Below are 24,326 nucleotides of genomic sequence, written 5' to 3'. Positions count from 1 at the left end.
GGATCTCCCGGTTGCGATCACGTTCGGGCGCGGACCATGCGGCAGGGTTTTGACGGGGTCAAGGCGACGTGGATGCTCATTTCCCAGGGAAAAGGATGGCATCAAAATCCATCGCGCCGTGCAAGACATGCAGTGTCTCCAATGCGTCGGTGGTGATGCGGTAGAAGATCAGATAGCTGCCATGAAGGCGGCGGCGGACGCCGGAAGATCGATGACGCTGCAGGAGCGGATATCGCTCCGGCATGGTCCGCAGTTCCAGGCAATCGTCACGCAATTCCCGGATGAATGTCACCGCGCGAAGCGGGCTGTCGAACGCGATGTGATCGCCAAATGGCTTCAAGATCTGCCTCAGCCTGATGGGTAAAGATCAGCCGCATCACCTGGCCTTCTCGGCCATCGCCTTGTATTTTCCCTCCAGGCGGTCAAGCACGTCTTCCGCGGGCTTCAGTCGCCCTGCGTCGGCATCGCCGATGCCTTTGGCGAGCGCGGCGTCGAGCGCAGCCAGGCGCTTCTCCCGCTCTTCGACGAGGCGAACGCCTTCGCGCAGCACTTCGCTCTTCGAATTATAGCGGCCGGTGCTGACAAGCTGGTTTACGACGTCCTCCAGACGGTTGCCCAAATCTGCGCTGATGGCCATGGAGTGCTCCTCGGAGATGCCTCTCGGGTGATAATAATAGTTATTGATCTGCTAAACCAGTACTCAGTGGACCAAAGTCCACCGACAGTCGGTGCCATCGGCTTCAACGTTCTTGCATTCCGTGTCGCGCGCCACTACGTCAAATCGAGCAAGCGAGGATTTGCCATGTCGACCGGACCGAACCGCATTCTCGATGAATTCGCCAAGCTGATGACCGACGCTGCGGGTGCCGCGCAAGGCGTGCGCCGCGAAGTGGAAACCGCCTTCAAGGGGCAGGCCGAGCGCGTTCTCAACTCAATGGACCTGGTGCAGCGCGAAGAATTCGAGGCCGCCCGCGACATGGCGGCGAAGGCCAGGGAGGAAAACACCCGTCTCGCTGCCCGCATCGAAGTGCTTGAGGCGAAGCTCGCCGAATTGACCGGGCAGGCCGCACCTGCGGCTGCGGCAAAGCCCAGATCAAAAAAATAATCGTTAAACTTTTCCACAAAGCACAATCGCAAAAAGCGCTTTGTCGTGAATCGCTTACCGGCATTGCGTGAATCTTTGTGACAGCGGCTTTCCACATGCGAATGACGCAGTGCGAAAAATTGGGCTGGTCACGCGACTCCCGATCAATAGACTGAATTTGTTGCATGATTCGGAGCAGGGTCATGCGCCGGGCGGTGGGGTCCGGTCTGGGGTCTTTGCGTTGACGAAGTCCCGGCCGTCCGAGTTCTAGACAAGATTGTTCGTTGTGTGTGCCCCGCGGCGCGTGTGGCGCTCACTAGAGCGACGTGCGTCCACTTGGACGCACAAAGTACGCTCTAGAACTTTGAACGTTCGCATCGTGCTTTCCGAAAATCGAACCGATTTTCGGGCCGATGCGAAGGAACGACAGGAAGCATTCCATGGAACTTCTCGAACTCGAATTCTCGCGCGAAATCCATCCGGTGGATGTTATCGAGCAGGTGGCGCACAACAACGAATGGTCCTTCGAACGGGCCGGCGACGACGAGATTTCGATTTCGGTTGCCGGAAGCTGGACCGACTACCACGTCTCATTTTCCTGGATGGAGGATTTCGAGGCGCTGCATCTGGCCTGCGCTTTCGACATCAAGGTGCCGGAGGCGCGCGCGCTCGAAGTGATGCGGCTGCTTTCGCTGATCAACGAGCAGATGCTGTTCGGCCATTTCGACCTCTGGGAACAGGAAGGCGCGATCATGTTCCGCCAGTCGCTGCTGCTCGCCGGCGGGGTAGAGCCGTCGAGCCAGCAGGTCGAGGTGCTGTTGTCGTCGGCGCTGGAAGCCTGCGAATGCTATTTCCAGGCGTTCCAGTTCGTCGTCTGGTCGGGAACCTCGGCCAAGGATGCGCTGGCCGGCGTCCTGTTCGAGACCTACGGAAACGCCTGAGCCAGGTCCTCAATGAGTTCGAGCAGCCAGCGCAAGCCCGAGATCAGCTTCGCCGATTTCGACCGGGTCGATATCCGTGCCGGCACCATCGTCGAGGCCGAGCCGTTTCCGGAGGCGCGAAAGCCGGCGATCAAGCTGAAGATCGATTTCGGCCCTGACATCGGGGTGAAGAAATCGTCGGCGCAGATCACCAAATATTATGCGTCCGAGACGCTGATCGGCCGGCAGGTGTTCGCGGTGGTCAATTTTCCGCCGCGGCAGATCGGACCCTTCATGTCGGAAGTGCTGACGCTTGGCTTTCCCGACGAGGAGGGTGCCGTTGTCCTCGGCGCAATCGAACGCAGGGTCCCTGACGGCGGCCGATTGTTCTAGCTTCGTCATCCACCGGCGAAGCGGACGCGCAGACCCGAGGATCCACGCCGTAGCAGTGGTCGAAGAATAGGACGGTCCAGAATCGCGTTGTTCTTTCCTTGGCCGCTCCCGTGGAGCAAGTGCGGCTCGCCGCCTCAACCCAACAAGTTCTTCACCGAAGGGGCCGCCCGCAGGTCACGGAATGGATCCTCGGGTCTGCGCGTCGGCTTCGCCGCCGCTTCGCCCGTGAATGACGAAAGTTGGTGTCAGTTTTCGCTGGGTGCCCAGTGCCTCTCCAACCGTTTCCAGGAACATCTCCGCGCAGGCTTTCCAGCTATAGCGCATCGCCCGTTGGCGCGCCTCGGCGCGATCGACGTGGAGCGCGGCGAGCGCGGCCTCACGCAAATCGTTCGACACCGCTCCGCCGTCGCCGTCGCCGACAATGTCGATTGGTCCGGTCACCGGATAGGCTGCGACCGGCGTGCCGCTGGCCAGCGCCTCGATGATGACATTGCCGAACGTGTCGGTGCGGCTGGGGAAGACGAAGACATCGGCCGAGGCGTAGATTTCGGCCAGTTCGTCGTTCGGGCGGTGGCCAAGGAAATGGGCATCGGGGTATCTGGCCTTGAGCCTGGCCAACTCCGGCCCCTCGCCGACGATCACCTTGCTGCCGGGCAAATCCAGATCGAGGAAGGCGGCCAGGTTCTTTTCGATTGCGACGCGGCCGGCACAGAGGAAGATCGGTCGCTGGAGTCCCAGATCCTTCTTCTTGTCCGGCCGGAAATGGTCGGTGTCGACGCCGCGTGTCCATGGTCTCAGCTTGGTGAAGCCGCGCGCCGACAGATCGTCCGCCAGCGACTGGGTGGCGACCAGCGTGCCTTGTCCGGAATTATGGAAATTGCGAAGCCAGCGATAGGCCCAGGCTTCCGGTATAGGCAGCCGCGCGCTCAGATATTCCGGAAAGCGCGTGTGATAGCTTGTCGTGAACGGCCGGCCGGCTTTGCGGCAATAGCGCCGCGCCATGATGCCGAGCGGGCCTTCGGTGACGATATGGATATGATCGGCATTGCGCGCCTCGATCAGGCGCGCGACGTGGCCTGGCGTCGTCAGCGCCAGCCGGATGTCCGGGTAGGTCGGCAGGGGCAAGGTGCGAAAGATGTTCGGGGTCAGGAAGTCCGTCTCGACGTCGAAGGATTTCAGGGTTTCCGAAAGCCGTTCCAGCGTGTGGACGACGCCGTTGACTTGCGGGCGCCAGGCGTCGGTAACCATCAGGATGCGCATAGCAGCCCTTTGCTTGAAAGGTCGTCGGTTTCCTTGATGCGAGGCCGCAAGGCCGAATCAATCAGGATCACGCGCTTCATGCGCGCTCTTCAGCATGGTTTCATGACGGGCCGATGAAGGCATAGCCGACGGCCGTCTACAACCACCGGAAAGCAGCGCATCGGCCGAAAATCGAATTCGATTTTCGGAAAATACGATGCGTAGGTTCAAAGTGTTAGAGCGTACTTTGTGCGTCCAATTGGACGCACGTCGCTCCAATCAGGCCGGAACCTTGATGACGGCGCGCAAGCCGCCGAGCGGGCTCTTGTCCAGCATGATGTCGCCGCCATGGCTGCGCGCGATGTCGCGTGCGATGGCAAGGCCTAGGCCGGTGCCGCTGGCGTCGAGGTTGCGGGCCTCATCAAGCCGCACGAAAGGCTTGAACACGTCCTCGCGCTTTTCGGGTGGAATGCCCGGACCGTCGTCGTCAATGGTGACGAGCAGCGAGCCGCGGCCGTGGTTGGCGTTGATCTCAATCGTCTTAGCATAACGGAAGGCGTTGCCGACGACATTGGACAACAGCCGGGCAAAAGCGTGGGGCCGCACATGCACATTTGGATCACCGGCGAGCGCGGTCGACAGTTTGCGCTTGCGCAGCGTGGCCTCCTCGCCGAGCTTGTCGAAATAGGCTTGAAGATTGAAACGGCCGGCGTCTTCCGTCGCCTCGCCGCGGGCAAAGGCGAGATAGCCTTCCAGCATGGACTGCATGTCGTCGATGTCCTGGCCGAGCGCCTCGGTGTCGGCCTTGGTCCCGGTCAGCGCAATCTGCAGCTTGAAGCGGGTGAGGATGGTCCTCAAATCGTGACTGACGCCGGTAAGCATGGCGGTGCGCTGTTCGAGCTGGCGTTCGATACGTTCGCGCATCTGGATGAAGGCAAAGCCGGCGCGGCGAACCTCCTCGGCGCCGCGCGGACGAAAATCGAGCGGCATCGGCCGGCCCTTGCCAAAACTTTCGGCGGCCTCGGCCAACGTCAGGATCGGCCGGATCTGGTTGCGCAGGAACGGGATGGCGATCATCAGCAGGACCAGCGAGGTGCCGACCATCCAGATCAGGAAAATGTGCGTGTTCGAGGCATAGGCCTGACTGCGGCGCACGAAGGCGCGCAGCACCTTGCCCTCGAGCTGGACACGGACCTCGATGATATTGGAATTGCCGACCGTATCGATCCAGAACGGACGGTTGATCTGATGGGTGATCTCGGACGAGAGAATTTCGTCGAGGATCGAGAAGAACGGCTTTGGACCGGGCGCCGGCAGCGGATCGGGCGGCAGCAAGTCGATCTTCAGCTGCATGCGATCCTGCGCGATGCGGATGATGTTGGCGTAGTCGGCGTCGTTCGGATAGGTTTCTACCAGGTCGACGATCGCGGCAATGTCGCGGACCGTGGCCTGCGACAGGCGCTGTGTCACGGTCTGCCAGTGGCGTTCCATGAAGACAAAGGCGAGGACCGATTGCAGCAGGATCATCGGTGCGATGACGATGATCAGCGAGCGGGCATAGAGCCGCTTCGGCATGTAAAGCGAAACGAGGCGCCAGAACCGTTTCCAGGCAAGCGGCACCGCCTTGAGCGCCCGCGTGGCGCGAGCGCTCAAGCCGCGATCTCCCGGCCGTTCCAGTTGTGTGGTCGCCATTCGCCCTTTTTGCTCATCTTCAGCCACTCAACAAGGGGCTGTGGGCGTCAGTCTATTCCACGCTGAGCCGATACCCAATACCGCGCACGGTCTGCAGCCAGACCGGATTGGACGGATCGCGCTCGATCTTGCGGCGCAGCCTGTTGATCTGGACGTCGATGGTGCGTTCGCCGACTTCGGACTCGTCGCCGACAAGCTCATGACGCGGTATCGTTTCGCCGGCCCGCGCCGCGAAGATCGCCAGGATCTCCTGCTCGCGGTCGGTCAGCTTCAGAGCCTCGCCGCCGCGCTTGAGCTCCCGCCTGGCGATCTGGAACGTGTAGGGGCCGAAGACCAGTTGCTCGACCTTGGGCGTCGTTGCCGGACCGCCGCGGCGCAGGATGTTGTTGATGCGCAGGATCAATTCGCGGGGATCGAAAGGCTTCGGCAGGTAGTCATCGGCGCCGGCTTCGAGCCCGGTGATCCGGCTGTCGGTCTCGGAGAGCGCGGTAAGCATCAGGATCGGCACGTTCTTGCTTGCCCGCAGCGCCTTGGCGAGATCGACGCCGGTTTCGCCCGGCATCATGATATCGAGCACGAGCAGGTCGAAATCGAGGCCGGCGAGCTTGCGCCGCGCTTCGCCGGAATTTCCGGCAACGGTGACGCGAAAGCCGTTTTCGGTCAGATATTGTTTGAGAAGATTGCGGATACGGGTATCGTCATCAATCACCAGCAGATGCGGCGCGTCGTCGTCCGGTGCTGCCGGTCGATCAACCCTTTCAATGGTCTCCATGGCTTTTCCCTGACGTTTTTGCGGGCACAATGTCGATCTGCGCCCTTAGTTCCGGATTGACCATCGCTTCCAGGAAGCGCTCGATCAAGGCGCGTTCGGTGGCTCCGGAATCTTCCAATGCAGCATGGATGCGGCGTGACTGTGGCCGTGCCAGCGCCAGTGCCAGGGCGCGGCCCTTGGCTGTCGGATAGAGCTCGCGCTGGCGGCGGTCGCGCGGACCCTGCAACTGGACGATGTGGTCGGTGTCGATCAGTTGCTTGAGCACGCGCGCCAGGCTCTGCTTGGTGATCTTCAGCACGTCGAGGAGTTCGGCGACCGTCAGGCCCGGCCTGCGATTGACGAAATGCAGAACCCGGTGATGGGCGCGGCCGAAGCCGTAGTCGGACAGGATCTGGTCCGGATCGGAGGTAAAATCGCGATAGGCGAAGAAGAACAATTCGATGATGGCAAAGTCGATGCCGTCCTCGTCGGTGATCGCCGTCCTGATCGGTTTTCCGGCTGGGTGGCTGCGATCCGTCATCTTTTCTCCGTGCGAAAGGGAAATTATGTCAGTACTATTGACGTAATTTCCCGGCAATGGTAATTTTTGACAAGCTTTTCGGCGGATTGCGAACGAAAAGGCAAGGGAAAGCCGTTTTTCCGGAACTTCCTGTGTTTGCCAGACCTTATATATCCGCCTACGCTTCGAGATACCGGCCGCTCGGTGCGGCTGACTTGAAACACGCAACGACACAATAATGTGCGGGCGGCCGCCCGCGGGAGGTTACCATGGCATCCGTTCCCTTTGACCAAATGGACGGCTTTATCTGGATGAACGGCGAGTTCGTCAAATGGACCGACGCCAAGATCCACGTGCTGACCCATGGCCTGCACTACGCCAGCGCGGTGTTCGAGGGCGAGCGCGCCTATGGCGGCGAGATTTTCAAGCTGACCGACCACAGCGAGCGCCTGCACGAATCGGCACGCTTGCTCGGCTTCAAGATTCCCTATTCGGTTGCCGAGATCGACGATGCCTGCCGCACGCTGTTGAAGAAGCAGGGTTTCCAGGATGCCTATGTCCGGCCGATCGCCTGGCGCGGCAGCGAACAAATGGGCGTTTCGGCGCAAAACAGCCGGATCAACTGCGCCATCGCCATCTGGCAGTGGCCGAGCTATTTCGATCCGGCACAGAAGCTGAAGGGCATCCGTCTCGATCTGGCCGAATGGCGCCGCCCCGATCCGCGCACCGCGCCGTCGAAATCGAAGGCTGCCGGCCTTTATATGATCTGCACCATGTCCAAGCACGCCGCCGAAGCCAAAGGCTATGCCGACGCCATGATGCTCGACTGGCGCGGCCAGGTTGCGGAAGCGACCGGCGCCAATATCTTCTTCGTCAAGGACGGCAAGATCCACACACCCACCCCCGATTGCTTCCTCGACGGGATCACCCGCCGTACGGTGATCGGCCTTGCCAAGGATCGCGGCTTCGAGGTGATCGAGCGCACCATTATGCCGGAAGAGCTCGAAGGCTTCCAGCAGTGCTTCCTCACCGGAACGGCGGCCGAGGTGACGCCCGTTTCAGAGATCGGTCCATACCGATTCGAGGTGGGTGAAATCGCCAAGACTCTGATGAACGACTATTCTGCAGCCGTTCAACCCAAGCATGCGATCGCCGCAGAATAACGAAAGTCACAGCTTTTTTAATAAGTAGGGGCGGTTTTCGAGCCGCCCCTTTTATTTAAGCAGTTCTGCATTTGACTTTCGTCCAATTCGGCGTCTCATGATGCTGTCGGCCCGGGAGGCTGGCAGCTATGGAGGGACTGGTAATATGGACATGAACACGCTTCTTCCGATCATTGTTCAGGTGATTACGGGTATCATCGGTGGCCAGGCGGTGGGCGCGGCGCTCAAAACAGCGGCAATGGGGCAGCTTACCAAAATCCTGGGCGGCGCGCTTGGCGGCGTCGGCGGTGCGGCCATCCTCGGCAGCCTGCTCGGCGGTGGTACGATCGATCCGGCTGCAGCCGCAGCGGCAACGAGCGGATTGGGCAGCGCGCTGAATGTGCAGAACATCGTCGGCGGTGCCGGTGGTGGCGCCATTCTGACGGCCATCATCGGCGCGGTCATGAATGCGATGAAGAAGTAAGCCTGGCGGTTTCGGGCTTTTCGCATGGGCGGCTTCGGCCGCCCATTTTTGTGTCGTGGCAGCGGTGGACGCCGTTTACATGTGTCTCTACATCAGGGCCGACACAGCGAAAGGACGATCATGGGTCAGCTCAATGCCGGTATCGTGCCGGTCACGGCGTTCCAGCAAAACTGCACCATCCTCTTCGATATGGACGACAGACAAGGCGTTGTCGTCGATCCGGGCGGCGACATCGATAAGGTGCTGGCAGTGCTCAAGGATAATGCGATCAACGCCGGCGCAATCTGGATCACGCATGGTCATATCGACCACGCCGGCGGCGCCATGGAACTGAAGGAGGCGCTCGGCATCGAGATCATCGGCCCGCATGAGGCCGACCGTCCGTTGCTTGCCAATCTCGAGAACCAGGCGAAACACTACGGCATCACCGATCCGGTACGCAATTGCGTGCCCGACCGCTTTCTCAGCGAAGGCGATACCGTCTCGTTCGGCCAGCACGCGTTCGAGGTCCTTCATTGCCCCGGCCACGCGCCCGGACATGTCGTCTACTACAATCGTGCTGCGAAGTTCGCCCATGTCGGCGACGTGTTGTTCCGCGGCTCGGTCGGGCGCACCGACCTGCCGGGCGGCGACCACGCCGCGCTGATCGCCTCGATCAAGGACAAGCTTTTGCCGCTCGGCGACGACATCGGCTTCATCTGCGGCCATGGTCCCGGCGGCCGCTTCGGCGAGGAGCGCCGGAGCAATCCATTCCTGATTTAAAGCGCGTCGCGTCTGGGGTGCCTCATGCGACGCGCTTCAATCTCTTCCCTTTGCATACGGACAACAAAAAAGCGCTGGCCTTGCGGACAGCGCTTTTGTTTGGGGGCAGGAAAGCCTCAGTTCGCGGTGCAGAAACGCTGTTCGCCGTCATAGCCGGTGAACGTGCCGGTGCGGGCGTTGAAAGAGCGATAGCGATCCGAACAATATTCATACCAGCCACGGGTCCATGGCTCTGCGTAGCCGTCATTGTAGACGACCCGCGGTTCCGCGTAGTAGCGGCGCACCGGGGCGGGGCGTGGATAACGACCGTAATCGTCGTAGCCGGGGTCGTAATAGCTGGGCTGCGGGTTGTTGAGCGCACCAACGATCAGGGCGCCGGCCGCGAGGCCAAGGACGCCTGCCGCGATCGCATCGCCATTGCCACGATGATGGTGCCGGTGGCGCCAGTCACCAGCGCTAGCCGCTGGCAAGGTCGCGAGCGTGGTCGCAGCAATTGCGGCGGACAGGACGGCGGTCTTGAAAATTCGATTCATGTCGGTCTCCTTCATGCCGGCCCGGGTAATTTGGGGGATGCGGTCCGGCTTTACCGAAGCTAATAGGCGACCGTGGCTGAACGGGGGCTGAACGAAATTGACGGGGCTGGGGCCAGCCGATATTCATCGATCAGGCATGGCGCAAGGCACAAATATCGTACGCTCAACAAGGAGCGGACCTGCGCCACGGGACCGTCCGACGCTGTCTCGATCTCGGCTCAGCCGATCGACAGGTTGACGGCTTTCGGACCCTTGCCGCGCTTGTCCGGCTCGGTGTCGAATGTTACCTTCTGCCCATCCTCAAGACCGGGAAGACCCGACGCCTGCACGGCCGAAATATGGACGAAGACATCCTTCGCGCCATCATCCGGCGTGATGAAGCCGAAGCCTTTGGCATGATTGAAGAATTTGACGGTGCCGGTCTGCGGCATGGGAAGCTCCTTTGATCCCATCAAGTCCAGTCTCGGGCCGGCAAATGCCCGAGTGGAAATTTGTCCTTTATTTTAGCGTCATCGGCAAGAGAAAGTTTTGCGAGCCCTGGCTTGCCGCCACGCCAAGAAAAAGGCGCGACGAAAACCGCCGCGCCTTCGAAAACTCGGGTCCGGCGCTGAAAGCCGGTTCAAGGCCTCTGAAGGGGCCCCGGGCACATTCCTGGCACGTCCGCGCGGACGTGCGCGCGCCGACGATTCAGTCCGCGCGGAGATTGACCGCCTTCGGTCCCTTGCCCATGCGGTCGGGCTCAACGTCGAAGGTGACCTTCTGGCCATCGACGAGCGTGCGCAGGCCCGAAGCTTCGATCGCAGAGATGTGGACGAACACGTCCTTGGCGCCGTCATCTGGCGTGATGAAGCCGAAGCCTTTGGTAGCGTTGAAGAATTTAACGGTGCCGGTCTGGGCCATTGGGGAAACTCCTTCACCCGTGTCAGTCTTTGTGGTTTGCCCGCCGCCTGACGCCGTGGGCAAGTCCCGGTGGTTGCTTCGGCAGTCATGCATTGGCGCATGGTCAAAACCCCCCGCCGAAAAACGGGGCCGTCAGAGATTCACAGTATCGGGGAAAGGTCGTCCAAAACGTTCCGCTCTCCGGGTCGCAAATGCCCGAACACAAAATTTATCGCACGGAAAGGTGATCGTTGCAAGGTAGCGTCCGCGGGCCGCCCGATGGGCGCATTCCGACGCGTGGCATCGATAGGGCGGGGTGCTCGCCCGGTCATCAGCCAGAGCCCGGCCACGCATGGTCCAGCGGGCGGGGGCAGCTTGCAAACAGGGGTTGCATTTGGCAGCGGAATGGCGAGGATCGGCTTGGAGTGGAGCGTATTTTGCGCCGGAGCGGGGGCTCGGGAGGTACGGTCATGAAATTTCTTGCGGCAATCTTCTCGCGGCAGGGTTTTGCCATCCTGTTGCTGTCGGCAGTTCTTGCAGCCTGTACCGCGGTTGTGGTGGAGGAAGGACCGGGGTACCGCCCGCCAAGGCCCGGGCCGCAATTCTGCACCAAGCAGTATGATCCGGTCTGCGCCCGGCGCGGCGGCGACCGCCAGACCTTCGCCAATGCCTGCCTTGCCGAGCGGGCCGGGTACCGCATCATCCGCGACGGCCAGTGCCGCGACGGCGGCGGCGGTGGTGACGAGCAGACATTCTGCACGCGCGAGTATGCCCCTGTCTGCGCACGCCGCCGTGGCGAATTGCGCACCTTCCCCAACGCCTGCGAGGCTCGCGCCGCCGACTATCGTATCGTCGACGACGGTCCCTGCTGAGAGGCTGGTTTCCTCCCCCGTCTCCGGACGGGGAGGGCCCATCTGCCAACTGGACATAGGCGGGGAGGGCAGTTGGCGCCTCTTGCCTCTACGCCGGCAGCCTCGCCTTATGGCAATGGGCGATGAACTCGGCCCTAGCCAATCCTGACCATATGGCTTCGACGTTGCGTGGATCTTTAATCCGATCCGCGCGGCGGTTGGATGAATGCAGGGTTGCTCATCCGTCAGCCACTAGCCCTTGGACTTCGGCTTCAAACCGGCTTCCGCCTGCTTGACGGCCGAGCCGAAGGGCGAGGCCGGCTTTGCCGCCGTCTTGTCCTTCTTGGGCTTGCGTGTCTCGCGGTTGCTGCGCTGTTGACCCTTGGCCATTTCTTGGTCCTCGTGATTGATTAACGTGGTGGTGGTTGATGTGGAACCAAAGCACATCGCGTGAAAAGGATTCAGTCGACGCGCTTAAAGCTTTTGTTTTTATGCATGTCGTTAACCGCTTCGCACTTTTGGGCGACATGCATTAGACGCTCGGATTGTCCGCCATTTCGAGATTGTCTTCCGTGGTGACCCGCTCATAGGTCTCCTCGTCGCTGCGGATGCGGTATTGCGGCGAGCCGTCCTTGACCGGCAGCTTGCTCTTGATCTGGAACAGCTCCGCGGTCTTCTGGACAAGGCCGGTACGGCTCTTCATGCGAACGGTCTGGCCGATCGCGAAAAGATGCGCCGGCGTGTCGGTGCGCGGGCGCGCGTTCTGCTGGAAACGGATCATACGGCATTCTCCTGGTCGCGCCTCAGCGCGGTTTCGAGTTCGGCGAGGTCGATAGCGACCAATTGGCTGGTCTGGCTTTTCACCGTCCTCGCCGGCAGATGGATGAAGGTCGCGACACGGCGCCAGGCAAGCCACGACATGCCATCGATAAGCTCCTCATCGTGGTCGATGTCGTAGTCGCCGGCCGGCAATTTTCCTTCCAGGCCGCCGAGCATGAAGGGTGCCTCGAAATGCGCTATGGAATGGGTAGTTCGGCCAGACATTCTCGTGCCTCGAAGTCTCGTTTCCGGCTTGGATCCGATAAGGTGGCGCCCGCTTCGCGGCACCGGGGCTTTAATGTCGTGCGTCCCTGTGTCGGCAATTTGGGTATCGGCGATCTGGAATGAGTTTGGCGGGTCGAGAACCTCTGACGCCGCGAGATGCCAAGCTTGGCCCAAAAAACGATCTCAATTCTTTAATCCGAAATTGCGGCTTATTCAAGAAGGTTCCTGCCGGATCATGATCCATTCACAAAATTCTCTCTCTATAATTATTTGCAGAATGCTGATATGATTCAAGAGCTTTCTGAAAATGTCTGATACGTCGCCGGAACTTTTGTGCCGGCATCTATGTTTTATTTCGTTTGAAAGGAAAAACTTCATGATCTCTGTGAAAACGCCGAGTGGCGTAACCGTAACAATCAATCCCGTCGTCACGCCGACCGTCGGGCCTGCGAAAGTCATGTCGGCGCGTCTGACGATACGAAGTGACGAGGCTGCACGGCGAAGGATCGCCGACACCGACGGCACGGTGCGGCGGGCCAAACAGGTTGCGGAGACCAACCGCCTGATCTGACATGGCCGGCTTGCAGTGCCCTACAGCGCCGCGCGTCCTTTTGGACGCGCAAAGGGCGCTGTAGTACTTTGATTTTGCGCATGATCCTTTCCGAACTTCCGGTTCGGGGTCATGCGCTGAGGAACTCGATCATGACGCTCAATTTTCCCAACCGCAGCCGCTCCTATGACGCTGCCGCCAGGCGCATTCGCTTCGTCGGCCATGACGGCATGTTCGAAGTGCCGTTCTTTGTGGAGATTGCAGCGCTTCCGGCGGCAACGGCCACAAGCGGAGCGGAAGCCGAGTATCTCAGCGCCTTCGATGCGGAGCGTTCGTCGATCCAGGATGTTGCGCGCGAAGCCTATTCGCACGGCCGCAAGAACATGTATGTATTGACCCAGGCCGATTTCCGGTAAGCTGGCCTGCGAACCCTTGAACCTACCGCGCCGATGGCCTAGATCGCGGCAGGCGGACAAAACACGGCAGGTTTCCCATCAACAGAGATCAGAGAAGACCGGCAGGCGCGGGCGCTAATTTCGGCTCAGGCGGACAGCCGCCGCTGGGGCTCGACCAGCGCGTGCAGCAGGCGCTGCAATTGCATCAGGCGGGGCGCCGGCAGGAAGCCGAGATGCTCTACCGGCAGGTGCTGGCGCAAAAAGCCAACCACGCGGCGGCAGCACATTTCCTCGGCTTGCTGCTGCACCAGACCGGGCGCAGCGCCGAAGGACTTGATCTCCTCGAACAGTCGGTGCGCCTGCAGCCCAAGAATCCAGATTTCCTCAACAACCTCGGCACGGTGATGCGCGACCTCGGCCGTGTCAGTGCAGCCGTCGATTTCTTCCGTGGCGCGGTGGCAATCCGGCCGGACCAACTCGCGGCGCGCGACAATCTCGGCTCCTCGCTGAAGCAACTCGGCCAGTTCGAGGGCGCGGAAGAGATCTATCGCGGCACCATCGGTCGCAACCCGTTCCATGTCCGCGCCCGCATCGGGCTTGCCGAAACGCTGCAGGAGGCGGGGCGGCTGGAGGAGGCGCTTGCCGTCTTCCGCGAAGCATTGGCAATCCGGCCGAAGGACGCCGACCTGCTGCACGGTCTGGGCGTCGGGCTGATGGAGAAGGGCAACCTCGGAGAGGCAGCGGAGCATTTCCGGCAGGCGCTGGCGGTCGATCCCGGTATGGCCAGGGCCTGGCTGATGCTCACTCAGGTCAAGCGCCAGCAGGAGCGTGACGCCGAGCTTGCCGGGATGGAGGCGCAGCACGCCAAGGCGCCGGAAGGCAGCCTGGCGCGCATGCAGCTTTCGTTCGGCCTCGGCAAGGCCAATGACGATCTGAAGGATTATGGCCGTGCCTTCGATTATTTCGCCGAAGGCAATGCGATCCGCCGCACGGGCATCGACTATGATGCGGGCAAGACACGTGCCGAATTCGAGGCGATGAAGGCGGTGTTCGACAAGGCCTTCTTCGACAAGCACAGACCGAGCGGGATTACCGACGACACGCCGATCTTCGTCGTCGGCATGCCGCGCTCCGGCACCACGCTGGTCGAGCAGATCATCGCCAGCCATCCCCAGGTCTATGGCGCCGGTGAGCTCGGCATATTGAAGACGGCGGTCGGCAAGCAGTTTCCGCCTGGTATGAAGGGCGGTTTCCCCAGCGGGATTGCCGACCTGCCCGACAAGGCCTATGCCGAGGCAGGCCAGGCCTATCTAGACCTGCTGCACGCCCGCTATCCGGGTTTCCGGCATGTCACCGACAAGATGCCCGGCAACTTCCTGCTGATCGGCTTCATCCATCTGATGCTGCCCAAGGCCAAGATCATCCATTGCGCGCGCGACGCGGCGGCGACCTGCCTGTCGATCTACAAGGTGCATTTCCGCGGCGACAGCCACCGCTACGGCTACGACCTCGGCGAGCTCGCCGATTTCCACAATCTCTACACCGATATCATGGCGCATTGGCGCACCGTTCTGCCTGATGTCGTGCATGATGTGCGCTACGAGGATTTCGTCGCCGATCAGGAAGGGCAGACGCGGGCGCTGATCGCCCATCTTGGCCTGCTATGGGACGATGCGGTGCTGTCGTTCCACGAAACCGACCGGCCGGTGCGCACGGCATCGGCGGCGCAGGTGCGCCAGCCGATGTACCAGGGCTCGGTCGATCTGTGGAAGCGCTATGGCGACCGGCTCAAGCCGCTGCTCGACCGGCTAGCGTAATGCGGGCCTACAGCTCAATGAACGGCTGAAAGCCGCCGAAGATCATGCGCTTGCCGTCGAACGGCATCGCCGACCAGTCGGATTTCATGCGTGGGTCGGCCATCACCTTGGCCATTACCGCATCGCGGCTCTGCCGCGATTCATAGACGGCCCATGAGAAGACGACGACCTCGTCGTCCTTGGCCTGCACGGCGCGCGGGAACGAGGTGACCTCGCCATAGGGCACGTCATCGCCTATGCATTCGACAAAGGCGAGCGCACCGTGCTCCTTCCAGACGGCGCCGGCTGTTTCTGCCAGCTTCTTGTAGGCATCGAGATTTGCTTTGGGCACGGCAAGTACGAAACCATCGACATAGGACATTGTGGTTCTCCTTGGATTGGATTTTTCCTTCTCCCGCAAGGGGAGAAGGAAAGAAGGCGCTACGCCGCCTTCACCGGCGCGTTCATCGCCCACTCCACGCCGAAGGGGTCAGTCAGCTGACCCCAGCGGTCGCCCCAGAACATCACCTGCAGCGGCGTGCCGACCGTGCAGCCTGCGTCGACTGCGCGCTTCCACCAGGCGTCGATGTCGTCGCTGCCGAGATGGAGCTGCATGGTGAAGCCCTGCGGCTTCACCGCGGCCATTCCGTGCTCGGGATAGAAGTCGGAAATCATCAACGTCGAACCGTTTATGTGGAGATGGATGTGCATCGTCCGCCCCTGCTCGTCCGGCGGGTAGAAGAAGACCTGCTCGGCGCCGAACGCCTTCTGATAGAATTCTGAAGCCTTGAAGGCGCCGTCCAGCTGAAGGTAGGGCGTCAATCCGCCGAGGACTTTCGCGGCAGGCTGGGTTTGGGGCTGATCGTTCATCTCTGTTCCTCCTTGATACCGGGTTTTGCCGTTGCGGCCATTCGCAGGACGAATGAGGCGGCGGCGATCCTACACCGTCGACGCGTTTTTTTAATGCCGAGACCAGATGGGCTGGGCCGTCGGCGGCTGGAGTGACCCTGGGCGACGCGCAAGGCTTATGACGGCCCCGCTGCGGCCAGCGGGTCTCTTCATCTTGCCTCGGACAAGGAGATTGCAATCCGCGGGCTGTTCTGTGCGTCGATGACGATCTCCGGCCAGCCGATGTCCTTGCGCAGCTCGATCGGCAATGAAAGGAGGGCGCGCTCGCTGCGGTAACGGGCGCGAGCCGCCGAGTAACGGGTCGCTATACGACCTACGGATGACAGAATAGACATGATGCTTTCTCCTCGATTGGCGCCGGCATCATCGTGTCGGCATCCCAAGGACGTGGCGCGCGGCCATGACCCGACAGACCGTCAGAATTTTTTGCCGCAAAGCTTCAACCGCCCGTTTCTGCCACCGATCGGAAGAAACCTTCGGGGCTGTCGACCTCGGCCAGCCGCCGCTTCTCGATCAGCCAGAAACGGTTGCCGATCGCCCTGATGAAGGAGCGGTCGTGCGATGCCAGCACGCAGCTCGCCTGATGGGCGAGCAGTTCCGTTTCCAGCGCCTCCTGGCCGTCGATGTCGAGATGGTTGGTCGGCTCGTCGAGCAGGTAGAAATTGGGATTGGCGAGTCTGAGCGCCAGCATCATCAGCCGCGCCTTCTGTCCGCCCGACAGCACGCCGATCCTGCGCTCCTGCATGTCGATGCCGACGCCCGCACCCGCCAGCAACGAGCGGGCGCGCTGCTCGCCGACATCGAACCTGCGCGAGAGCATCGCCAGCGGCGTGTCGTCGCCACTGATGCCCGACAGCGCCTGATCGCTGTAGCCGAGCACCGTCGACGGCGTCACCTTCACGCCTTGCGCCGCCGTCTCCGGCTCGACGATGGCATTCCTGATCAGGCTGATGAGCCGCGACTTACCGACACCGTTGCGGCCAAGCAGGACGATGCGGTCGCCTTGGCAGATATGGCGCTTGCCGGTCCTGAACAGCAGCGTGCCGTCAGGCGTTTCGACCGCCACGTCGTCGAGCGTGATCAGCACCTTGGCATGGGTGCCGCGATTGGCGAGCTTTATCGCGCCCGCAGATCTTTCGCGGTGCGCGGGTGCCGCGACCTCCTCGAGGCGCTGGGCGCGCTGGTTGAGCTGCTTGGTCTTGACCGTCAGCAGGTCACTGCCCGAGTTGATGCCGATGTTGTTGAGCTTGGCCGCCTGCCGGCGCAATTGCTGCGCCACCTTCATGTCGCGCTGGAATTTGCGCTCGGTCGAGGCGTCAACTTCGCTCAACACATCGCGTGCCCTTGAGTAGGGCAGCGAGAATACCGGCGACTGTTCGGGGCGCAGGAACAGCGTCCGGTTGGTCGTTGCGTCGAGGAACGCCCGGTCATGGCTGGCAATCACCACCGGCACCTCGCGCGGCAGTGCGTTCAGCCAGGTTTCGAGCTGGCTGATCTTGGCAAGGTCGAGATGATTGGTCGGCTCGTCGAGAAGCAGGACGTCGGGATCGGTGACCCAGACGCGGGCGATCAGCGCCAGCCTTTGCCAGCCGCCGCTCAAGGCCCGCATCGGCCGCTCGCGCATCGGCTGCGGCACGTCGAGTGAATCGAGAACCACGTCGACGCGCCATTGCTCGCTTTCGGCCTGCTCGGCCGGCAAGGCGTCCGCCACCACCTGCTGAAAGCGGTGCTCGGCCAGTGCGGCGGGAACGGCCTGCTCGACATAGCCGACGCGCAGGCCGCGCGTGTGGGTGATGTCGCCTGATGTCGGCTCCATCTCGCCGGTCAGGCACTTCAGCAAGGTGGATTTGCCGCGGCCGTTGGCGGCGACGATGCCGAGGCGGTCGCCGGTGCCGATGGTGAGATCGAGGTTGGAGAAGAGCGGCGCACTCACGGTGACGCCGAGGGACTTGAGGCTGATCAGGGCCATGTTGATTTCTCTGGTCTGCCCGGAGTGAGGCTCCGGTTCGATGCACTTTGACGGTGCGCAGGCAGGCCATCAGGCTCGGCATTGCAGCACCACGAAGGGCAGACCAAGAAAATCGAAGCGGGAGAACCCGGACCGTCTCTGGTCAGCCCTGCAAGCAAGCTCGCAGGGCAGGGACAGGGCCGCGCTGACGGTGGTGGTCGAAAGACATGCAGCCCTCCTTTCAAGACGTTTGAGTTGTAGAAACTGGCTACACCAAGGGTGGGGCGGATGGCAAGTGGCCGGCCGTTGACAGTGGTGGCTATGCTCCCCCTTCTCCCCTTTGTTTGGACTGGGGACATCGCGAACAGGTGTGCGAGGACATCGCGAACAGTTTTGCGCATTGTGCGCGAGGGGGTTCGGGATGCCGCTCAAGGACAGAAGCGCGATGAAGCAGAAGTTGGAGTTCGTGAGGCTGGCGTTGGTGGAGGGGTCGAATGTGAGCGCGTTGTGTCGGCGCTTCGGCATCGGGCGGACGTGCGGCCACAAGCTGCTTTCGCGCTACCGGAGCGAGGGCGAGGCAGGACTGGCCGAGCAGTCGCGGCGGCCGAGATCGAGCCCGGCGCAGTGCGCGCCGGAGGTGGAAACGGCTGCGCTTTCGGTGCGTGCAGCGCATCCGGCTTGGGGTGGACGCAAGATCGCGCGCGTCATCGCCCGCGATGGTATCGGCACGCCCGCGGCCTCGACGGTGACCGGCATCCTGCGCCGCAACGGCATCGCGCTGGGCGCGCTGGGCGGCGGGGCGCAGCCCTTCATCCGCTTCGAGCACGAAGCTCCCAACGATCTGTGGCAGATGGATTTCAAGGGCCACATCGCCTTGCATGGCGGTCGGCTGCATCCGCTCACTGTGCTCGACGACCATTCGCGCTTCTCGATCGCGCTGTCGGCCTGCGCCGATCAGACCACCGCAACCGTGAAGGCCCGGCTGATCGCCGCCTTCCGCCGATACGGCCTGCCGTGGCGTATCGCCACCGACAACGGCCCGCCCTGGGGCGACGGCGGCCGCAACAACTTCACGCTGCTCACCGTCTGGCTGATCGAGGCTGGCGTCGCCGTCAGCCACTCCAGGCCTTGCCACCCGCAGACGCTCGGCAAGGACGAGCGCTTCCATCGCTCGCTCAAAGCCGAAGCGCTGCAGGGACCGCCCTTTGCCGATCTCCCCAAGGCCCAGGACGCCTTCGATCGCTGGCGTCACGTCTACAACACCGTGCGTCCGCACGACGCGCTTGGCGGCGCTGTGCCGCTCGACCGCTACCGCGTCTCGCAGCGCCAGTATCGCGATATCGTCGAGCCGTTCGACTATGCCAAGGACGATCTCGTCCGCCGCGTTCAGCAGCATGGCTTCGTCTCCATCCTCGGCCACACCATGCGCCTGTGCAGGGCCTTCGCCGGCAAATCCGTCGCCTTTCGCCCAACCGCTGCCGACGGCGTCTTCGACGCCTGGTTCAGACACCAGAAAATAGAAACCATCGACCTCAATGCCCTGGCTCGATAGGATGGCAAACTGTTCGCGATGTCCTCGCACACCTGTTCGCGATGTCCCCAGTCCAAACACCCTTGTGGGAGAAGGTGGCCGAGCAAAGCTCGGTCGGATGAGGGGTGTTCCAGCTTGGCACCGACGGCGCTCCGTCCAGCACCCCTCAACCGTCTTGGCGCTGCGCGCCAATCCACCTTCTCCCACAAGGGGAGAAGGGAAGCTCTCTACCGTCCGGGCCGACCGGTCTTACCGGGGCGGCGCTTTTCGCGGCGGGCGTCGGCGGGGTCTTCGTAGGAGCCGATGCCGGCGCGCTGGCGGACAACTGGTTTGGCCGAATCGTAGCGTTCCTTCGCGCCCGTTTGGCGGGAGATCGGCTGTGGCTTGGCTGGCACTTTTCCTTCGACCGGTTTCTCAGTCCGCCGCACGGTCATCTCATCGAGCGAGTTCTTCTTGAACAGCGGCTTGGTCGAGTCGCCTGGAATGCCGAAATCGGAACCGTGCGCCTCTTCGGCCGACTGTTTCTTGAACAGCGAGCGGGATACCGCACCGGCCGGCGTCGGCATGTCGGTGCCCGGACCCATCGCGTCGAGCGAGGGTTTGGCAAAGAGCGGCTTCTTGACCGGCACGGCGCCGTCGGCGCCCATCTCATCGAGCGCGGGCTTGCGGAACAGGCCCTTGCCGTCATCGTCGACCGTGCGGTGGATGGCGCGGCCCTTGTTGTGCTTGCCCTTCTCGCGGCCCGAAACCGGGCTTTCCATATCGGCATATTTGGCCAGCGGATCGTCGGAGATGGACAGCTCCATCTCGCGCAGCCGCTTGATCTCGTCGCGGATGCGGGCCGCCTTCTCGAAGTCGAGATTGGCGGCGGCGTCGCGCATCTGCTTGTCCATCGCGTCGAGATGAGCTTTCAGATTGTTGCCCATCATCGCGCCGGCGCTGTCGGTGAACTGCGAGATGTCGGCGCGGACATGATCCTTCTCGTAGACCGAGTCCAGGATGTCGGAGATGCGCGACTTGACCGATTCCGGGGTAATGCCGTTGGCCGCGTTCCACTCCATCTGCTTCTCGCGACGGCGGTTGGTTTCGGCCATCGCCCGCTCCATCGAGCCGGTGATCTGGTCGGCGTAGAGGATGACCTTGCCGTCGACGTTTCGGGCGGCGCGGCCGATGGTCTGGATCAGCGAAGTTTCGGAGCGCAGGAAGCCCTCCTTGTCGGCATCGAGAATGGCAACGAAGCCGCATTCGGGAATGTCGAGACCTTCGCGCAAAAGGTTGATGCCGACCAGCACGTCGAAGGTGCCGAGGCGCAGGTCACGCAGGATCTCGATGCGCTCCAGCGTGTCGATGTCGGAGTGCATGTAGCGGACGCGAATGCCTTGCTCGTGCAAATATTCGGTGAGGTCCTCGGCCATGCGCTTGGTCAGCACGGTGACCAGCGTACGGTAGCCGGCCTTGGTGGTTTCGCGGATTTCGCCGACGACGTCGTCGACCTGGGTCTTGGCCGGACGCACTTCGACCGGCGGGTCGATCAGGCCGGTCGGGCGAATGACCTGTTCGGCAAAGACGCCGCCGGACTGTTCCATTTCCCAGCCGCCGGGCGTTGCCGAAACCGCGACGGAGAGCGGGCGCATGGCGTCCCATTCCTCGAAGCGCAGCGGCCGGTTGTCCATGCAGGACGGCAAGCGGAAACCGTACTCCGCCAGTGTCGCCTTGCGGCGGAAGTCGCCGCGATACATCCCGCCGATCTGCGGTATGGTGACGTGGCTTTCGTCGATGAAAACCAGCGCATTATCGGGAATGTATTCGAACAGGGTCGGCGGCGGATCGCCCGGCTGACGGCCAGTGAGATAGCGCGAATAGTTCTCGATACCGGCGCAGGAGCCGGTGGCTTCCAGCATCTCGAGATCGAAGCGGGTGCGCTGCTCCAGCCGCTGCGCCTCGAGCAGGCGTCCTGCCCGTTCGAGTTCGACCAGCCGGTGCTTGAGCTCTTCCTTGATCGACTTGATGGCCTGGTTCAGGGTCGGGCGCGGCGTGACATAGTGCGAATTGGCGTAGATCTTGACGCTCTTCAATTCGCCGGTCTTCTGGCCGGTGAGCGGGTCGAACTCGGTGATCGCCTCGATCTCGTCGCCGAACAGCGAGATGCGCCAGGCGCGATCCTCTAGGTGAGCCGGAAAAATTTCGATCGTGTCGCCGCGCACGCGGAACGAGCCGCGCACGAAGTTGATATCCTGCCGCTTGTATTGCTGGGCGACGAGGTCGGCGAGCAGCGCGCGCTGGTCGAGCCGGTCGCCGATCTGCATCTGGAAGGTCATCGCCGTATAGGTTTCGACCGAGCCGATACCGTAGATGCAGGATACCGAGGCGACGATGATGACGTCGTCGCGCTCCAGCAGCGAGCGCGTCGCCGAGTGACGCATGCGGTCGATCTGCTCGTTGATCGACGATTCCTTCTCGATGAAGGTATCCGTCCGGGGCACATAGGCTTCCGGCTGGTAGTAGTCGTAGTACGAGACGAAATACTCGACGGCGTTTTCCGGGAAGAATTTCTTGAACTCGGAATAAAGCTGCGCGGCCAGCGTCTTGTTGGGGGCGAGGATCAAAGCAGGGCGCTGCGTCTCCTCGATCACCTTGGCCATGGTGAAGGTTTTTCCCGAGCCGGTGACGCCGAGCAGCACCTGGGTGCGGTCGTTGTCGTTGACGCCTTCGACAAGGTCCTTGATCGCCGTCGGCTGGTCGCCGGCCGGCTCGAAATCCGACACCATCTTGATGGCGATGCCGCCTTCGGATTTTTCCGGCCGGGCCGGGCGGTGCGGCGTCCACAGCACGCCGTCCTTGTGCAGCGGATTGCCGGATTCGATCAGCGCCGACAGCGCCGCAACGGTGGCGGTGACGCCGCCGGAGGCCATGGTCTCGGCCTCTTCCAGCGAAACATCGAGGCCGGCAACTGGATTGAGGCCGGCCGCGGTTCGCTCCCGCGCCGACGCCGCGCCGCCCATCGAGGTGCCTCGCGCCGTGCGGCCAGGGGAGGAGGAGCGTTCGGGAATCTTCTTTTGCTTGGCGCCTTCCCTCCCCCTTGAGGGGAGGGTGGCGGCGGAGCCGCCGGGTGGGGTCGGTGCGGCAGTGCTCGGCGACCCCTCATGTTGAGCGCTTCCTTTGCCGACCCCCTCTGTCGCCTTCGGCGACATCTCCCCCTCAAGCGGGGAGACTTGGCGCCCTTCCTTCTCGGCTTCCTGCTCGATCTGCTCGGCCCAATCGGCGATCGAGCCGGTCAGCGGCGTGCCTGAGAATTCAGCCTGCGGCGCCTCGGCAAAACCGCACTTGTGCAGCGGCTCCGAAGCATCGAGGAAATCGGTCAACGGGCTGCGCCGCTTGGGCGGCGAAGCGCGATCATCACGCGCCGGCTGCGGCGTTTTTTTATCAGAAAGTTTGGCCATGCCCCGAATATGGGAGGTATCGGCCAAAATGGAAAGAGCGGAGTGACTAGGGGCGCGAGAGGAAACCAAGCTGCTGACACAAGGGTGTCAGGAGCGATGTCGAAACGCCCTCAGTTGAACCACAGCGCAAACGTGAAAAACCCGGCGCCGCCGAACTGGCGCTGGATCTGGTCGAACTCTTCGCTGGTGAGGATCTTTCCGCTCTCGAGATAGGGCGCGATGGCCGGGCCGGTGATCGACAGCACCAGGTCAAAGGGCTTTGGTTCGTCGAAGAAGCGCTTCATATTGATGCCTTTGTCAGCGAAGCGGAAATGCGGCAGCAAGATGCGGCCTTCGAGTAGGTCCTCTGCCATGTCAAGCGCGGCGTGCCAGGCCTGGACCTGCTCCTCGCCGACTTCCAGGCCGGTGAGCGGGCTGGCGCCTTTCTGTAGCGGGCCGGGCAGCCATTCGCGGTCGTTGTCGGTCTCGGCGCGGATCGCCTTCCAGTCTTCGCGGGACAGACGGATCATTTCCATGAGATGGCGACGCGCCGCCTGCCGGCGCTCCGGCTCGACGACCGGCCAGTTGACCAGATGAACCAGCGAGATGAAGTCGGCGATGCGCCACTCGGACGACAGCATGCCGCCGCTCATGCCGCCGTCCGGCGGAACGAGCGTGTCCTGCAGCGGCAGTCTGGCGCGCGGAAACAGCATGTGGAACGAACCGTCGAAGGCGTTCCTGAAATCATGCGCCAGCCAGAAATCCGCCTGCGCCATCAGGAATTCGGCATAGCCCTGCAGCCAGTAGCCATCGGCGCGGTCGAAGCGGAAGGTGAGGGCGGGTGCGGCCGGGTCTGGCGCGCCGCCGCGTGACAGCGATGCCATGATCGCCGCGGCGCTTTCGTCCGGCGCGATCTGGCCATCCTCGTTGAGGTCGATGCCGAGACGTGTGAGGTCGACCTCCATGCCGATGTCGGCATCGGCAGGCACGGATCCAAGCGTGGCGGCGGACTTTTCCAACCGATCGCGGAAGGCGACCAGGATGGCGCGGAAGTCGTCGTAGGTCAGCGGCTCGGGATTGGGATTGTCCGGTACCGGCAGCCGCATCAGCGGCAGTATGAATGATTGCGGGCTCTCGAAACCATGGCGGTGCAGGCCGCCGGCCAGGATCTCCAGCGCGGTGAAGAATTGGCCGGCGCCCGCGGCGTAGGCCGACGCGGGATCAGTGGGCGCGGCTTCGAGCGCTGTAAGCGTGCTGTCGCGGTCGGCTACGGTTTTTGCCTCGAACAGGGCGGCCGGTTCGGGGGCTGCGGCACCGGCAGAAGCAACCGGCAGCAGCAGAATAAGGGCGGATGCCAGCAGGCTCGAAAATCGCGTCATCTTGGTCCTCCGGTATGCTGTTCGGCGGCAAGCATACACGCAATTCGCGTGCCGCGCCTTGTCCGCACGATTCCGAACAGAGGCGCTTCGCTATATCGGGCGCAT

At 62.4% G+C, this 24,326-nt stretch carries 29 protein-coding genes; 11 read left to right on the top strand and 18 right to left on the bottom strand.

The annotated features are described in order from the left end of the window. Positions 1-76: 76 nt before the first annotated feature. Together CIT26_RS05480 and CIT26_RS05475 are read right to left on the bottom strand one after the other, a co-directional pair. Positions 77-340: a type II toxin-antitoxin system RelE/ParE family toxin gene (locus tag CIT26_RS05480; protein ID WP_342586985.1), complete on the bottom strand. Its 264-nt coding sequence runs from the start codon at positions 338-340 to the stop codon at positions 77-79. Between the two features lie 36 nt (positions 341-376). After that, the gene (locus tag CIT26_RS05475; RefSeq protein ID WP_095491598.1) at positions 377-637 is read right to left on the bottom strand and encodes a type II toxin-antitoxin system ParD family antitoxin; all 261 of its coding nucleotides are present in this window, start codon (positions 635-637) and stop codon (positions 377-379) included. A gap of 165 nt (positions 638-802) precedes the next feature. Here CIT26_RS05475 and CIT26_RS05470 point away from each other — a divergent pair, with 165 nt between their 5' ends. The 3 genes from CIT26_RS05470 (at position 803) to CIT26_RS05460 (ending at position 2,397) form a co-directional block, all read left to right on the top strand. After that, positions 803-1,105 (top strand): accessory factor UbiK family protein, encoded by a 303-nt coding sequence (locus tag CIT26_RS05470; RefSeq protein ID WP_095491667.1) that lies wholly within the window; start codon positions 803-805, stop codon positions 1,103-1,105. A 419-nt stretch (positions 1,106-1,524) separates the two neighbouring features. After that, positions 1,525-2,025, top strand: a complete 501-nt coding sequence (locus CIT26_RS05465) for a type III secretion system chaperone family protein (RefSeq protein WP_095491597.1) — start codon at positions 1,525-1,527, stop codon at positions 2,023-2,025. A 12-nt stretch (positions 2,026-2,037) separates the two neighbouring features. Then, a complete protein-coding gene (locus tag CIT26_RS05460; protein WP_095491596.1) occupies positions 2,038-2,397 on the top strand; it encodes a tRNA-binding protein in 360 nt (119 codons plus the stop codon). A 174-nt stretch (positions 2,398-2,571) separates the two neighbouring features. Here CIT26_RS05460 and CIT26_RS05455 read toward each other — a convergent pair whose 3' ends face one another. The 4 genes from CIT26_RS05455 to CIT26_RS05440 form a co-directional block, all read right to left on the bottom strand. Next, on the bottom strand, positions 2,572-3,657 hold the full coding sequence (locus tag CIT26_RS05455) for a glycosyltransferase family 4 protein (RefSeq protein ID WP_245319130.1): 1,086 nt from the start codon (positions 3,655-3,657) through the stop codon (positions 2,572-2,574). Positions 3,658-3,915: 258 nt separating this feature from the next. Next, a complete protein-coding gene (locus tag CIT26_RS05450) occupies positions 3,916-5,328 on the bottom strand; it encodes an ATP-binding protein (protein WP_095491595.1) in 1,413 nt (470 codons plus the stop codon). A 52-nt stretch (positions 5,329-5,380) separates the two neighbouring features. After that, the gene (locus CIT26_RS05445) at positions 5,381-6,100 is read right to left on the bottom strand and encodes a response regulator (protein ID WP_095491594.1); all 720 of its coding nucleotides are present in this window, start codon (positions 6,098-6,100) and stop codon (positions 5,381-5,383) included. Further along, positions 6,087-6,620, bottom strand: a complete 534-nt coding sequence (locus CIT26_RS05440; protein ID WP_031255243.1) for a MarR family winged helix-turn-helix transcriptional regulator — start codon at positions 6,618-6,620, stop codon at positions 6,087-6,089. Before CIT26_RS05440 ends, CIT26_RS05445 begins: the two co-directional genes overlap by 14 nt. A 248-nt stretch (positions 6,621-6,868) precedes the next feature. Here CIT26_RS05440 and CIT26_RS05435 point away from each other — a divergent pair, with 248 nt between their 5' ends. From CIT26_RS05435 to CIT26_RS05425, 3 genes are all read left to right on the top strand, one after another. Further along, positions 6,869-7,762, top strand: coding sequence for a branched-chain amino acid aminotransferase (locus CIT26_RS05435; RefSeq protein WP_095491593.1), 894 nt, complete (start codon positions 6,869-6,871; stop codon positions 7,760-7,762). Between the two features lie 145 nt (positions 7,763-7,907). Further along, positions 7,908-8,225 (top strand): hypothetical protein, encoded by a 318-nt coding sequence (locus tag CIT26_RS05430; RefSeq protein WP_095491592.1) that lies wholly within the window; start codon positions 7,908-7,910, stop codon positions 8,223-8,225. A 120-nt stretch (positions 8,226-8,345) separates the two neighbouring features. Beyond that, a complete protein-coding gene (locus CIT26_RS05425) occupies positions 8,346-8,987 on the top strand; it encodes an MBL fold metallo-hydrolase (RefSeq protein WP_095491591.1) in 642 nt (213 codons plus the stop codon). 116 nt (positions 8,988-9,103) lie between these two features. Here the strand turns inward: CIT26_RS05425 and CIT26_RS05420 are convergent, their stop codons facing one another. The 3 genes from CIT26_RS05420 to CIT26_RS05410 all read right to left on the bottom strand — a co-directional run bounded on the left by CIT26_RS05420 (position 9,104) and on the right by CIT26_RS05410 (position 10,420). Further along, complete coding sequence (locus tag CIT26_RS05420; protein ID WP_095491666.1) at positions 9,104-9,520, bottom strand: BA14K family protein; 417 nt, start codon at positions 9,518-9,520, stop codon at positions 9,104-9,106. 218 nt (positions 9,521-9,738) lie between these two features. Further along, positions 9,739-9,951: a cold-shock protein gene (locus tag CIT26_RS05415; protein ID WP_006202521.1), complete on the bottom strand. Its 213-nt coding sequence runs from the start codon at positions 9,949-9,951 to the stop codon at positions 9,739-9,741. 256 nt (positions 9,952-10,207) lie between these two features. Beyond that, positions 10,208-10,420 (bottom strand): cold-shock protein, encoded by a 213-nt coding sequence (locus CIT26_RS05410; RefSeq protein WP_023799871.1) that lies wholly within the window; start codon positions 10,418-10,420, stop codon positions 10,208-10,210. Positions 10,421-10,869: 449 nt separating this feature from the next. Between CIT26_RS05410 and CIT26_RS05405 the strand changes: the two genes are divergently transcribed. Beyond that, entirely contained in the window at positions 10,870-11,271 is a 402-nt protein-coding gene (locus tag CIT26_RS05405; protein ID WP_095491590.1) for a Kazal-type serine protease inhibitor family protein, read from the top strand. Positions 11,272-11,502: 231 nt separating this feature from the next. On the opposite strand, the gene CIT26_RS36430 is transcribed toward CIT26_RS05405, so the two are convergent. The 3 genes from CIT26_RS36430 to CIT26_RS05395 all read right to left on the bottom strand — a co-directional run bounded on the left by CIT26_RS36430 (position 11,503) and on the right by CIT26_RS05395 (position 12,294). After that, positions 11,503-11,640, bottom strand: coding sequence for a hypothetical protein (locus CIT26_RS36430; protein ID WP_023799867.1), 138 nt, complete (start codon positions 11,638-11,640; stop codon positions 11,503-11,505). A gap of 142 nt (positions 11,641-11,782) precedes the next feature. Next, positions 11,783-12,031, bottom strand: coding sequence for a hypothetical protein (locus CIT26_RS05400; protein ID WP_095491589.1), 249 nt, complete (start codon positions 12,029-12,031; stop codon positions 11,783-11,785). Then, positions 12,028-12,294 (bottom strand): hypothetical protein, encoded by a 267-nt coding sequence (locus CIT26_RS05395; RefSeq protein ID WP_095491588.1) that lies wholly within the window; start codon positions 12,292-12,294, stop codon positions 12,028-12,030. The genes CIT26_RS05400 and CIT26_RS05395 overlap by 4 nt, the downstream gene beginning before the upstream one ends. A gap of 376 nt (positions 12,295-12,670) precedes the next feature. Here CIT26_RS05395 and CIT26_RS05390 point away from each other — a divergent pair, with 376 nt between their 5' ends. The 3 genes from CIT26_RS05390 (at position 12,671) to CIT26_RS05380 (ending at position 15,056) form a co-directional block, all read left to right on the top strand. Beyond that, the gene (locus CIT26_RS05390; protein WP_095491587.1) at positions 12,671-12,865 is read left to right on the top strand and encodes a hypothetical protein; all 195 of its coding nucleotides are present in this window, start codon (positions 12,671-12,673) and stop codon (positions 12,863-12,865) included. A gap of 131 nt (positions 12,866-12,996) precedes the next feature. After that, complete coding sequence (locus CIT26_RS05385; protein WP_095491665.1) at positions 12,997-13,260, top strand: DUF1488 family protein; 264 nt, start codon at positions 12,997-12,999, stop codon at positions 13,258-13,260. Between the two features lie 161 nt (positions 13,261-13,421). Beyond that, positions 13,422-15,056 (top strand): tetratricopeptide repeat-containing sulfotransferase family protein, encoded by a 1,635-nt coding sequence (locus CIT26_RS05380; RefSeq protein WP_095491586.1) that lies wholly within the window; start codon positions 13,422-13,424, stop codon positions 15,054-15,056. A gap of 7 nt (positions 15,057-15,063) precedes the next feature. Here CIT26_RS05380 and CIT26_RS05375 read toward each other — a convergent pair whose 3' ends face one another. The 4 genes from CIT26_RS05375 to CIT26_RS05360 all read right to left on the bottom strand — a co-directional run bounded on the left by CIT26_RS05375 (position 15,064) and on the right by CIT26_RS05360 (position 17,913). Next, positions 15,064-15,417 (bottom strand): DUF1428 domain-containing protein, encoded by a 354-nt coding sequence (locus tag CIT26_RS05375; protein ID WP_095491585.1) that lies wholly within the window; start codon positions 15,415-15,417, stop codon positions 15,064-15,066. A 59-nt stretch (positions 15,418-15,476) separates the two neighbouring features. After that, entirely contained in the window at positions 15,477-15,905 is a 429-nt protein-coding gene (locus CIT26_RS05370) for a VOC family protein (protein WP_095491584.1), read from the bottom strand. Between the two features lie 188 nt (positions 15,906-16,093). Next, a complete protein-coding gene (locus CIT26_RS05365) occupies positions 16,094-16,279 on the bottom strand; it encodes a hypothetical protein (RefSeq protein WP_095491583.1) in 186 nt (61 codons plus the stop codon). 104 nt (positions 16,280-16,383) lie between these two features. Then, the gene (locus CIT26_RS05360) at positions 16,384-17,913 is read right to left on the bottom strand and encodes an ABC-F family ATP-binding cassette domain-containing protein (protein WP_095491582.1); all 1,530 of its coding nucleotides are present in this window, start codon (positions 17,911-17,913) and stop codon (positions 16,384-16,386) included. A gap of 400 nt (positions 17,914-18,313) precedes the next feature. Here CIT26_RS05360 and CIT26_RS05355 point away from each other — a divergent pair, with 400 nt between their 5' ends. Beyond that, positions 18,314-19,444, top strand: a complete 1,131-nt coding sequence (locus CIT26_RS05355; RefSeq protein WP_095491581.1) for an IS481 family transposase — start codon at positions 18,314-18,316, stop codon at positions 19,442-19,444. Positions 19,445-19,650: 206 nt separating this feature from the next. On the opposite strand, the gene uvrB is transcribed toward CIT26_RS05355, so the two are convergent. Continuing rightward, positions 19,651-22,863, bottom strand: coding sequence for an excinuclease ABC subunit UvrB (gene uvrB / locus CIT26_RS05350; RefSeq protein WP_425350321.1), 3,213 nt, complete (start codon positions 22,861-22,863; stop codon positions 19,651-19,653). A gap of 110 nt (positions 22,864-22,973) precedes the next feature. Beyond that, positions 22,974-24,221 (bottom strand): hypothetical protein, encoded by a 1,248-nt coding sequence (locus CIT26_RS05345; RefSeq protein ID WP_095491580.1) that lies wholly within the window; start codon positions 24,219-24,221, stop codon positions 22,974-22,976. Positions 24,222-24,326: the final 105 nt, after the last annotated feature.

It is taken from the genome of Mesorhizobium temperatum (assembly GCF_002284575.1).
Taxonomy (GTDB): domain Bacteria; phylum Pseudomonadota; class Alphaproteobacteria; order Rhizobiales; family Rhizobiaceae; genus Mesorhizobium; species Mesorhizobium temperatum.
This window is presented reverse-complemented; position numbering and strand designations above follow the sequence as displayed.

Coding starts and splice junctions, on each gene's coding strand:
- CIT26_RS05475 (WP_095491598.1), bottom strand. CDS start 637: ATGGCCATCAGCGCAGATTTGGGCAACCGTCTGGAGGACGTCGTAAAC.
- CIT26_RS05470 (WP_095491667.1), top strand. CDS start 803: ATGTCGACCGGACCGAACCGCATTCTCGATGAATTCGCCAAGCTGATG.
- CIT26_RS05465 (WP_095491597.1), top strand. CDS start 1,525: ATGGAACTTCTCGAACTCGAATTCTCGCGCGAAATCCATCCGGTGGAT.
- CIT26_RS05460 (WP_095491596.1), top strand. CDS start 2,038: ATGAGTTCGAGCAGCCAGCGCAAGCCCGAGATCAGCTTCGCCGATTTC.
- CIT26_RS05455 (WP_245319130.1), bottom strand. CDS start 3,657: ATGCGCATCCTGATGGTTACCGACGCCTGGCGCCCGCAAGTCAACGGC.
- CIT26_RS05450 (WP_095491595.1), bottom strand. CDS start 5,328: ATGGCGACCACACAACTGGAACGGCCGGGAGATCGCGGCTTGAGCGCT.
- CIT26_RS05445 (WP_095491594.1), bottom strand. CDS start 6,100: ATGGAGACCATTGAAAGGGTTGATCGACCGGCAGCACCGGACGACGAC.
- CIT26_RS05440 (WP_031255243.1), bottom strand. CDS start 6,620: ATGACGGATCGCAGCCACCCAGCCGGAAAACCGATCAGGACGGCGATC.
- CIT26_RS05435 (WP_095491593.1), top strand. CDS start 6,869: ATGGCATCCGTTCCCTTTGACCAAATGGACGGCTTTATCTGGATGAAC.
- CIT26_RS05430 (WP_095491592.1), top strand. CDS start 7,908: ATGGACATGAACACGCTTCTTCCGATCATTGTTCAGGTGATTACGGGT.
- CIT26_RS05425 (WP_095491591.1), top strand. CDS start 8,346: ATGGGTCAGCTCAATGCCGGTATCGTGCCGGTCACGGCGTTCCAGCAA.
- CIT26_RS05420 (WP_095491666.1), bottom strand. CDS start 9,520: ATGAATCGAATTTTCAAGACCGCCGTCCTGTCCGCCGCAATTGCTGCG.
- CIT26_RS05415 (WP_006202521.1), bottom strand. CDS start 9,951: ATGCCGCAGACCGGCACCGTCAAATTCTTCAATCATGCCAAAGGCTTC.
- CIT26_RS05410 (WP_023799871.1), bottom strand. CDS start 10,420: ATGGCCCAGACCGGCACCGTTAAATTCTTCAACGCTACCAAAGGCTTC.
- CIT26_RS05405 (WP_095491590.1), top strand. CDS start 10,870: ATGAAATTTCTTGCGGCAATCTTCTCGCGGCAGGGTTTTGCCATCCTG.
- CIT26_RS36430 (WP_023799867.1), bottom strand. CDS start 11,640: ATGGCCAAGGGTCAACAGCGCAGCAACCGCGAGACACGCAAGCCCAAG.
- CIT26_RS05400 (WP_095491589.1), bottom strand. CDS start 12,031: ATGATCCGTTTCCAGCAGAACGCGCGCCCGCGCACCGACACGCCGGCG.
- CIT26_RS05395 (WP_095491588.1), bottom strand. CDS start 12,294: ATGTCTGGCCGAACTACCCATTCCATAGCGCATTTCGAGGCACCCTTC.
- CIT26_RS05390 (WP_095491587.1), top strand. CDS start 12,671: ATGATCTCTGTGAAAACGCCGAGTGGCGTAACCGTAACAATCAATCCC.
- CIT26_RS05385 (WP_095491665.1), top strand. CDS start 12,997: ATGACGCTCAATTTTCCCAACCGCAGCCGCTCCTATGACGCTGCCGCC.
- CIT26_RS05375 (WP_095491585.1), bottom strand. CDS start 15,417: ATGTCCTATGTCGATGGTTTCGTACTTGCCGTGCCCAAAGCAAATCTC.
- CIT26_RS05370 (WP_095491584.1), bottom strand. CDS start 15,905: ATGAACGATCAGCCCCAAACCCAGCCTGCCGCGAAAGTCCTCGGCGGA.
- CIT26_RS05365 (WP_095491583.1), bottom strand. CDS start 16,279: ATGTCTATTCTGTCATCCGTAGGTCGTATAGCGACCCGTTACTCGGCG.
- CIT26_RS05360 (WP_095491582.1), bottom strand. CDS start 17,913: ATGGCCCTGATCAGCCTCAAGTCCCTCGGCGTCACCGTGAGTGCGCCG.
- CIT26_RS05355 (WP_095491581.1), top strand. CDS start 18,314: ATGCCGCTCAAGGACAGAAGCGCGATGAAGCAGAAGTTGGAGTTCGTG.
- uvrB (WP_425350321.1), bottom strand. CDS start 22,863: ATGGCCAAACTTTCTGATAAAAAAACGCCGCAGCCGGCGCGTGATGAT.
- CIT26_RS05345 (WP_095491580.1), bottom strand. CDS start 24,221: ATGACGCGATTTTCGAGCCTGCTGGCATCCGCCCTTATTCTGCTGCTG.